This window comes from Aeromonas sp. HMWF017 (assembly GCF_003061465.1).
In the GTDB taxonomy this organism is placed as follows: Bacteria; Pseudomonadota; Gammaproteobacteria; order Enterobacterales; family Aeromonadaceae; genus Aeromonas; species Aeromonas veronii.
Window position 1 is genome coordinate 15,947 of record NZ_QAJD01000170.1, and the last position, 9,980, is coordinate 25,926.

Sequence of the window (9,980 nt, forward strand, 5' to 3'; positions counted from 1 at the left end):
CAGGCCGCCCAGCCACCGATGGCGGTGAGGATCAGATCGGTCTGGGGCAGCAGGGCCGCCGCGCTGGCAAAATCGGGCAGGGTGGCGCCAATCTGGCGACGCACCTGCTGCTGGGCCAGGCTCTGCTCGAAGAAGGGGTTGGCCAGCTCCTGATCCCGGATGGCGATATGGCGCCAGCTCAGGTAGGCATCGAGATCCCAGGGCTTGGCCAGCGCGGGGTGGTCTTTGCGCAGCAGGCAGACCAGTTTTTCTTCCCGCAGGGTCTCCCACACCAGCCCGGGCTGGCGCGGCAACGGCTGGCTCTGGTCATGGGGCAGGATCACGAAGTCGAGTTTGCCCGCCGCCAGCGCCTCCAGTCCCTGCTCATCCTTGTTCCAGATCTCCGGCACCATGCCCGGCACCTCCTGCATCAGCTGACCGAGAATGGGGCCCACCGGCCAGGTCATGACGCTCTCACGCAATCCCAGCCGCAATGTGCCCTGCCACTGCTGCGGGTTGAAGGCGTTCTGGCGAGTGAGGCCGTTCAGCTCCCCCAGCAGCCGGTGCAGGGTGGGAGCCAGTCGCTCGGCCATGGGGGTGAGCAGTAGCTGGTTGCCCTGGCGGTAGAGCAGTTGATCCCCCAGCAGATCCCGCAGTTGGTTGAGGGTCTTGCTGACGGTGGAAGGCGTGGTGCAGAGCCGCTCGGCGGTGCGGGTGACGCTCTGGTTGTCGAGCAGCAGGTGCAGGGTGACCAGATGGCGACCTCCCAGCCGAGAGAGAGCAATCAGATCCATAGTGGCTCCTGAAATTGATGAAGATAAACAGGCTTGGAATCAGGGAGATTCAGCGTGACCTGCTGGCATTCTCTCACAGCAGGGGGAGGGTGAGCAGACTCCTCAAGAGGTGGCTGCGAACGCAACAGACAAAAAAGCCCCGCCAAAGCGGGGCTGGTGCGGATTAGCCCTTGAGCACCGCCGCCATGGCGTCGGCCACATAGTCGACGTTGCGGCTGTTGAGGCCCGCCACGCACATGCGGCCGGAGCGCACCAGATAGACGGCGAACTCTTCGCGCAGTCTGTCAACCTGCTCCGGGGTGAAGCCGGTGTAGCTGAACATGCCGCGCTGGTTGATGAAGTAGCTGAAATCGCGGCCTGGCACCTTGGCGCTCAGCACCTCGAACAGCTTCTGGCGCATCGCCTTGATGCGGGTGCGCATCTCGGTCACTTCATCGACCCACATGGCGTGCAGTTTGGGTTGGCTCATCACTGCCGCGGTGATCTGGCCACCGTGAGTAGGAGGGCTGGAGTAGTTGCGGCGCACGGTGGCCTTCATCTGACCCAGTACCCGGCTCGCCTCTTCGGCATCCTTGCAGATGACCGACAGGCCGCCGCAGCGCTCGCCGTAGAAGGAGAGGTTCTTGGAAAACGAGTTGCTGACGAAGAAGCTGACGCCGGCGGCCACCATGGAGCGAATGGCGTAGGCATCCTCTTCCAGCCCGTCGCCGAAGCCCTGATAGGCGATATCCATAAAGGGGATCAGGTTCTTCTCGACCACCAGTGCGATCACCCGATCCCACTGGGCGCGGGAGAGATCCACCCCGGTCGGGTTGTGGCAGCAGGGGTGCAGCAGCACGATGCTCTTCGCCGGCAGGCTGCTCAGGCAGTCGATCATCGCATCGAACTGCACGCCGCCGGTGGCCGCATCGTAGTAGGGGTAGTCGTGCACCTTGATGCCGGCTCCCTCGAACATCGCCTTGTGGTTGTCCCAGGTCGGATTGCTGACCCACACCTCGGAGGTCGGGAAGTAGCGCTTGAGCAGATCGGCGCCGATTTTGAGCGCGCCTGAGCCACCGATGGTCTGGATAGTGGCGATACGTCCCGCCTTGACCGCTTCATGGTCGGCGCCAAACAGCAGGTGCTGCACCGCAGTGCGGTAGTTGGCGGCGCCTTCCATCGGCTGGTAGGGGCGTGGGGCCGGGGCGGCGGCGCGCTGAGCTTCGGCCTGCTGCACCGACGGCAGCAGCGGAATGCGCCCCTGCTCGTCGTAATAGAGGCCGATCCCCAGGTTCACCTTCTGCTCGCGGGTGTCTTTGTGGAAGGTCTCGACTAGCGTCAGGATGGGGTCGCCAGCATAGGCATCGACGTGTTCAAACATGGGGGATCCTTGAAATTGACTGTCCAGTAAAACCGGCGGTCAGCCGGGCTGGACATCATGGCGCAAAGCTGGCGGTGGCTCAAGCCCGACGCTGGTCGAGCCTGAGGGATGGTGCCTCGATCCTGCTTACTTCAAATAGGATCGCAGGACGCTGACCACCTGATCCAGATCCTCCAATCGCTCGGCAGGGGTGGCATCGGGGGCGCCGAGATGCTCGCGCATATGCCCCTCCAGCACCTCCAGCATCAGGCCGTTAACGGCGCCGCGAATGGCGGCGATCTGCTGCAAGATAGCGGCGCAGTCGCTCTCCTGTTCCAGTGCGCTCTCCAGCGCACCGGCCTGTCCCTTGATGCGGCGCACCCGTGCCAGCAGCTTCTTTTTGTCGTGAATGGTGTGGGACATGACGGATCCTCTCGATCAATAAAACTATACTGGGATATAGTATATTGCGTCATCGCTCTCAGGAGAAATCCATGTCATCCCTCGCTCAATCCCACTGCCATCAACCCGTCATCCACGAGGGCAATCCGCTGGCCGAACAGAAAACCCGCTGGGCCGTATTGCTGACCGTCATCATGATGGTGGCGGAGATTGGCGGCGGCTGGTTCTACAACTCCATGGCGCTGTTGGCGGATGGCTGGCACATGAGCTCCCACGCGCTGGCGCTCGGTCTCTCGGTGCTGGCCTACCGCGCCGCCCGCCACTTCGCCCGCGACCACAGATTCAGCTTTGGCACCTGGAAGATCGAGGTGCTGGGTGGCTTCACCAGCGCCCTATTGCTGGTGGGAGTGGCCGGGTTGATGCTGTGCGAGTCGGTGTTCCGGCTGCTGGATCCCAGCCCGATACACTATCAACAGGCGATCGCTATCGCGCTGGTGGGGCTGCTGGTAAACCTCGCCTGTGCCTGGCTGCTCAAGGATGATCACGGCCACCATCACCATGGGCATGACCACCATCATGAGCATCACGACCACGATCATCATCATGACCATGACGATCACCATGGCCATCAGGATCTCAACCTGCGCGCCGCCTATATCCACGTGCTGGCGGATGCGGCCACTTCCGTGCTGGCGATTCTGGCGCTGGTGGGGGGCATGCTGTGGGGGGCCGACTGGCTGGATCCGCTGATGGGCATAGTGGGTGCCGGACTGGTCGCGGTATGGGCTTGGGGCCTGTTGCGCGACTCCGGTCAGGTGCTGCTGGATGCCGAGATGGATACCCCGCTGGTGGCGGAGATCCGCGAGGTGATTGCCGAGCTGCCGGGCACTGATATTCGCGATCTGCATGTCTGGCGGGTAGGGCAGCAGCAGTATGCCTGCGTGCTCTCTCTGCTGATGGTCAATCCGCTACCGGCGCAGCAGATCCGCGAGCGGCTGGCGATCTATGAAGAGCTGGTGCATGTGACCATCGAGATCGCCAGCGAGTAGGATAAACAGAGGGGACTGTTGGTCCCCCTGGTTTCAGTGCCGTTGGTTCCCTGATGTCAGTGCGGCTGCCCAGTGATCTCATTCTGGGGCTTGTGTTGCCACACTGCGCCGAGCAGCAGCTTGAGCAGCAGTCCGGGCGGGTTGTCCAGCAGCTTGCCGGACTCCAGCAGCAGCTGGCCATCGGCGCGAAACCCGAGGCTTGCATCTATGGTGCCATCCTCCGAGACCACCTGGATCAGGCCATTGAGGGCGGAGCGCTCACCGGGCTGACAGCGCAGCCGCAGTTCGCGGGGTTCCCCCAGCAGGGTGAAGGCGCGGCTCAGCGGGGGCGAGTCTTCATAATCGGGCCAGTTGAAGAAGTGATACTGCTCGGCCAGGGTGCCAGCCTGCTGGCAGAACTGGTCGAACAGCTGCCCGATCGCCTGATACTCCTGATCGAGTCGTCTTGCCTGCTCTTCAATCCGTTTCATTGTTTACTCCTTGTCTATCCACTTGATCAGACATTGCTTTTCTGACCCCGTGACTGCCGTTTTCCAGATATGAGGCCAAATGGCTGCGAGGTCTGTGAGCCGGATCGAAGTTTCAGTCTGAAAACGTTATCTTGTTGAAACTGGATAGTTTTTTTGCCTTTCCGCTCACATTTGAATCGATTGCCGCTGATTAATATGGCACCGCCTGGCAATGACCGGGTGCTCGACTATCGAGACTAACTACAGCGGGAATTATAAAAATATGGATATGAAAAAGACCAAAGTGGCGCTGGTAACAGCCTCACTGCTCGCGCTTTTGTCTGGCTGTAATGACAACAGCTCTGATGCCTCCGGTGTGAACCCCGTCCCCCCTACACCGCCTACACCTGAAGTCACCGATGGGCCTGTCGCTCGTCTGCCCAAGATGGATCCCCCGAAAGAGCTGCTGGTTGCCGGGGACAATCAGGTGGTCATTGCGCTGGTGGATACCCAGTCGGCAGCCAAAGGCGCCAAGGCACCGTTTGACAGCTACAGCCTGCACCTTTGGAACAACGACGCCTGCCAGGCAACGGCAGATAGCGGCCTGAATACCGGGTGGGATGACAAGAGCAAGACACCGGCCACCGCCGACAGCTTTGGTCCGGCCTGGGTCGTTCCGCTCAAAAATGTGGAAGGGTGCATCAACTTTATCGCCCGCAACGGCGATCTGGCCAACCTGACCGGCAGCGATATGAAGGTGATCTTCAGTGAGCATCCGGATCGCACCGTGGCCATCGTCGCGGGCAAGAAAGATCTGTTTGGCAGCCGTGCCGAAGCCTTCACTGCCGCCTTTGGCGTGGCGGGGGCCAGCGCTCATCTTATCGATGGCAATACCCTGATTTGGCAAGGGGGCAAGGACAAGCCCCACATTCGCCTCTATTACACCGACTCGGGTACCATCAAGGCCAATGCCGATGGGGTGTTCGATTTCCCCTATATCAGCCTGACCGCGACCAGCCTGACTGCCGAGCAGCAGGCCAAATATCCGCACCTCAAGGATGCCGCCGCCTTTGCCCTGCCGGCCGGTAAAGATCTCAAGCCGCTGCTCAAGGGTGAGCTGGTGGCTATCGGCACCGATGCCGACGGTATCCTGCAGGGGGCAACTCTGGTACAGAGCGCCGGTGCCCTCGATGCGCTCTATGCGACAGAGGCGACCAAGCTGAGCTATGGCTCCGTGGTGAAGGGCAACCGGGTGACCTTCCGCCTCTGGGCGCCGACCGCCAAGTCGATCAAGCTGGCCCTCTACAACGCCAGTCACCAGAAGAGTGGTGAAGTGGCGATGACCTTCGACAGCGCCAGCGGCAGCTGGAGTTACGAAGGGGGCAGCGAGCTGATCGGCCAGTTCTACCGCTACGACATGGAGGTCTACCACCCGCTGAGCCGCAAGGTCGAGCGCTACGAGGTGACCGATCCCTACTCCCTGAGTCTGGCGATGAACTCCGAGTTCAGTCAGGTAGTGGATCTCGACGATCCGGCCCTGAAACCGGAAGGGTGGGACAGCCTCAAGGCGCCTCATAGCCAGCAGAACCCCGCCGATATCACCATCTATGAGGCCCATATTCGCGACCTGACCGGGAACGATGCCTCCACCGATGAAGAGAAGCGCGGCAAATTTGTCGGTCTGACCCAGCCCGACTCTGTACCGGTCAACCATCTGAAAGCGCTGGCAAAGAGCGGCGTCAGCCACCTGCACCTGCTGCCGGTGTTCGATATTGCCACCGTCAACGAGGATCCGGCCAAGGTGGCCAATCTCGGCGATGACTTCAGCAAGCTCTGTCAGGTCAATCCGGAGGTGAAAAACTCGAAGTTTGGCAGCTATTGCGGTGGCGGTCAGACCGTGGGAGATGTGCTGGCCGACCTGCAAGGGGGCGACAGCAAGGATAATCCGCAGGTGCAGGAGCTCTCCGGCTATCTGCGCGGCGTCGACTCCTTCAACTGGGGTTATGATCCCTACCACTACACCACGCCGGAAGGCTCCTACGCCACCAACGCCGAGGGCACTAAACGTATTCTGGAGTTCCGCGAGATGGTCAAGGCCATCAAGCAGAACATCGGCATGAACGTGGTGATGGACGTGGTCTACAACCACACCAACGAATCCGGGCTCGGTCCCAAGTCGGTGCTCGACAAGATAGTGCCCTGGTACTATCAGCGCCTCAATCCGGAGACCGGCTCGGTTGAGAACTCCACCTGCTGCTCCAACACGGCGCCGGAACACGCCATGTTTGCCAAGCTGATGGATGACTCGCTGGTGACCTGGGCGCGCGACTACAAGATCGACGCCTTCCGCTTCGACCTGATGGGCCACCACCCGAAAGATCAGATGGTGCAGGCGCTGGCCGCGGTGAAGAAGGTCAATCCCGAGATGTACTTCTACGGCGAGGGGTGGAACTTCGGTGAAGTGCAGGATGACAAGCGCTTCGTGCAGGCGACCCAGAAGCATCTGGGCGGTACCGGTATCGGCTCCTTCTCCGATCGCTTGCGCGATGCGGTGCGCGGCGGCAGTCCGTTCGACGGTGGCGATACCATTCGCAAGACCCAGGGCTTTGGCAACGGTGCCTTCGTCGATCCTAACGAAATGAGCAAGGTGGATCTGGCGACGGCCTTGCACCAGTCCGATCTGGTGCGGCTCGGCATGGCGGGCAACCTCAAGGAGTTCGTGCTGACCGACAAGGATGGCATGCCGAAGAAAGGCGCCGAGATCGACTACAACGGTCAGAGCGCCGGTTATGCCCAGGATCCGGTGGAGGTGCAGAACTATGTCGACAAGCACGACAACCAGACCCTGTTCGACAACCTGATCTACAAGGCGCCTGCCGGAGCCGATCTGGTGCGGATGCAGGGGGTATCGCTGGCTACTGCCATGCTGGGTCAGGGCATTCCCTTCACCCACGCCGGTGTCGAGCTGCTGCGTTCCAAATCCATGGAGCGGGACAGCTATGACTCGGGCGACTGGTACAACAAGGTCGACTACACCTTGGGCGACAACAACTTCGACAAGGGGTTGCCGCGCAAGGACAAGGATGGCGACAACTATCCGCTGATCGAGCAGGTGCTTGGCAAGCATGCCAAGCCGGGCTCGGCCGAGATGGCGCAGATGGTGAGCTTCTATCAGGAGCTGGCGGAGCTGCGCAACTCCTCCCGCCTGCTGCGTCTGGGCAGCGGTGCCGAGGTGATCAAGCGGGTCGACTTCCGCAATACCGGCCCGGATCAGGTGCCGGGCCTTATCGTCATGACGGTGGATGATGGCGTCAGTGCCGGGGCGGATCTGGATCCGGCCATCGACGGTCTGGTGGTGATGATCAACGCCAGCAACCAGAGCCAGAGCATCGGCGACTTCCGTGACGGCAACGATCAGCCCATCGACCTGAGCGGTATGGTGCTAAGCAGCAAGCATCGCGCAGTCGACAGCATCGCCAGCGGCGCCGCCTATGATAATGGCCAGCTGACGCTGGGGGCCTGGTCTGCCGCCGTGTTCGTCAAGCCGCAGTCTGGTGCACAGGGGGCGGGCCTGCCGGTCAGCAAGAAGACCGACCTGAGCACCCTGCCACCGTTTGGCACCACCGATGTTTATCTGAAGGGCTTCTTGGACCCCAGTTTTGGCGACAAGAATCCGCTGACATTTACCAGTAACTTCATGTACGAGTTCAGCGCAGAAGTGACGGCGGAGCAGCTTGGTAGCACCGAATTGAAGGTGGCGGACTCTGGCTGGGGCATTAACTACGGCAGTTGCAACGCCGGTGACAAGCTGGTGGTCGGCACTCCGCTGACCCTTTGCAAGGGGGGAGAAACCGGCAATATCGGTGTCGATCTGGCCAAGGCAGGCAGCTACAAGTTTGTCTTTACCGCCATGAACAAGGACAAACCGACCCTGAGCGTCAGCTTCACCGAGCCGGTGCAGAGCTGCAAGGTGCTGGAGACTGTGGCGGGCAATCCGCTCGGCTACAACCTGTTCGTCAAGGGTGAGCTCTCCGGCTGGGGAGCCCAGCCCCAGTACCAGCTGAGCTACAAGGGGATGGACGGCGATCTTGCCATCTATCAGGCGGCGTTCAACTACGCCGGCAGCACCGAGTTCAAGGTCGCCAATGAGGACTGGAGCAAGGAGTACCTGCTCAACGGTGGCGGCGCGGTGAACGCTGAAACCGGCTATTCGTTCGCCTTCTCCAAGGGGGGCAGTGCCAATAACAGCATCACCCTGCCGCAGGGGCTGTGGAGTGTGCTGGTGAAGGTTGACCCGGCTGGCGTCAAGGCGGGTACTGCTGTCATTCAGGAGTGCAGCGTCAAGTAAGCAAGCCATTGAGTCCGGGGGATGGCTCGGCGCCCCCGGGTTGAATTCCACCTTGCCAAGGGTGGGATAACTCCGAGAGAGTAAGCAAAGCGCGACTGCCGACCGGCAGGCGCGCTTTTTCTTTTACGGGGTGCCGTGAGAGAAATGAGAGGAAAATGAAAAGCCGTCCCGGTTGGGGGACGGCTTTTGGCTGGGATGCCATTGGCTGGCTTAACCCTTGCGCAGCAGCCGCAAGGCGTTGGCGGTCACCAGCGCGGTGGCGCCGGTATCGGCCAGCACCGCAATCCACAGGCCGGTAATGCCGAGCAGGCTGGTGACCAGGAAGATGGCCTTCAGCCCCAGCGCCAGCGCGATATTCTGGTGAATATTGGCCAGTGCCGCCCGCGACAGCCGGATCATCGCGGCAATACCGCCGAGCTGGTTGTGGGTCAGCGCCGCATCTGCGGTCTCCAGCGCCACATCGGTGCCGCCCCCCATGGCGATGCCGATACTGGCCCGCTTCATGGCGGGGGCATCGTTGATGCCATCGCCGATCATGGCAACCTTCCGGGTGCTGGCGAGCTTGGCGATCTCTTCTACCTTGTTCTCCGGCAGCAGACCGGCGCGCCAGCCCATGCCCAGCTCGGTGGCGATCGCCTCAGCAGCGCGGGGGTTATCCCCGGTTAACATGATGCTGTTGAGCCCGAGCTGATGGAGTTCTTGCAGCGCAGCCGCCGCCTCCGGCCGGATCTGATCCCGCAGCGCCAGCAGGGCAACCGGCAACGCCTGAGCATCGCTGCTCTGGCAGAGCACCACAACGGTCTTGCCCTGCTGCTCCAGCGAAGCAATCCGGGTTTGCTGTTCCATATTCAGGGCCGCCACCCGGCTCGGTGCCAGCAGTTGCCACAGTTCACCGTTGACGCGTCCCTCAACCCCCATGCCCGGCAGTGCGCGCAGGTCGCGGGCCTCCGCCAGCGTCAGCCCCTGTTCGGTCGCGTTGGCGACCACGGCGCGGGCCAGCGGGTGGTGGGAGCCCTGCTCGATGGCAGCCGCCAGTGCCAGCAACTCGTCCTCCGGCTGGCCATTGAGGCTCACCAGCTCGGTCAGCTGCGGCTTGCCCAGCGTCAGGGTGCCGGTCTTGTCAAAGGCGACTGTATCGATATGGGCCAGTCGCTCCAGTGCGGCCCCCCCCTTGATCAGCGCCCCCTGACGGGTTGCGGCGGCCAGCGCCGAGGTGACCGCTGCCGGGGTGGAGATGACCAGCGCGCAGGGGCAGCCAATGAGCAGCAGCGCCAGCCCGCGATAGATCCACTCGTCCCAGCTCTGGCCGAAGGCAAGGGGCGGCATCAGCACCACCAGCAGGGCGACCAGCATCATGGCCGGGGTGTACCAGCGGCTGAAGCGGTCGATAAAGCGCTCGATGGGCGCGCGCTGGCTTTCGGCCTCCTCGATGAGGTGCAGAATGCGGTCGATGGCGTTGTTGCCGGGCTCGGAGACGACTTCAAGGCGCAGCACTCGATCTGCAGCCAGACTGCCGGCCGGCACCTTGTCACCCTGACGGCGTTCCACCGGAATAGACTCACCGGTCAGGGCGCTCTCGTCAAACGCACCGAGCTCATCGAGCAGGCGGGCGTCGGCAGG

General features: G+C 62.0%; 6 protein-coding genes and 1 pseudogene. 2 read left to right on the forward strand and 5 right to left on the reverse strand.

What is annotated here, in order from left to right; all coding sequences use genetic code 11:
• From DBR30_RS18815 to DBR30_RS18825, 3 genes and pseudogenes are all read right to left on the reverse strand, one after another.
• A pseudogene (locus DBR30_RS18815) lies at positions 1 to 773 on the reverse strand (LysR family transcriptional regulator); the annotation flags it as partial.
• Positions 774 to 936: 163 nt separating this feature from the next.
• Positions 937 to 2,133 carry an amino acid aminotransferase gene (locus tag DBR30_RS18820; protein ID WP_108541399.1) on the reverse strand — a complete coding sequence of 399 codons (1,197 nt, stop codon included), beginning with the start codon at positions 2,131 to 2,133 and terminating at the stop codon, positions 937 to 939.
• 126 nt (positions 2,134 to 2,259) lie between these two features.
• A complete protein-coding gene (locus DBR30_RS18825; RefSeq protein ID WP_058058594.1) occupies positions 2,260 to 2,535 on the reverse strand; it encodes a metal/formaldehyde-sensitive transcriptional repressor in 276 nt (91 codons plus the stop codon).
• A gap of 71 nt (positions 2,536 to 2,606) precedes the next feature.
• Between DBR30_RS18825 and dmeF the strand changes: the two genes are divergently transcribed.
• On the forward strand, positions 2,607 to 3,563 hold the full coding sequence (dmeF, locus tag DBR30_RS18830; protein WP_108541400.1) for a CDF family Co(II)/Ni(II) efflux transporter DmeF: 957 nt from the start codon (positions 2,607 to 2,609) through the stop codon (positions 3,561 to 3,563).
• A gap of 56 nt (positions 3,564 to 3,619) precedes the next feature.
• Here the strand turns inward: dmeF and DBR30_RS18835 are convergent, their stop codons facing one another.
• A complete protein-coding gene (locus DBR30_RS18835) occupies positions 3,620 to 4,033 on the reverse strand; it encodes a hypothetical protein (protein ID WP_108541401.1) in 414 nt (137 codons plus the stop codon).
• Between the two features lie 262 nt (positions 4,034 to 4,295).
• Here DBR30_RS18835 and pulA point away from each other — a divergent pair, with 262 nt between their 5' ends.
• The gene (pulA, locus tag DBR30_RS18840) at positions 4,296 to 8,360 is read left to right on the forward strand and encodes a pullulanase-type alpha-1,6-glucosidase (protein ID WP_108541402.1); all 4,065 of its coding nucleotides are present in this window, start codon (positions 4,296 to 4,298) and stop codon (positions 8,358 to 8,360) included.
• 210 nt (positions 8,361 to 8,570) lie between these two features.
• Here the strand turns inward: pulA and DBR30_RS22565 are convergent.
• Positions 8,571 to 9,980, reverse strand: a 1,410-nt coding sequence (locus DBR30_RS22565) for a heavy metal translocating P-type ATPase (RefSeq protein WP_258224501.1), incomplete at its 5' end; no start/stop codon positions are given.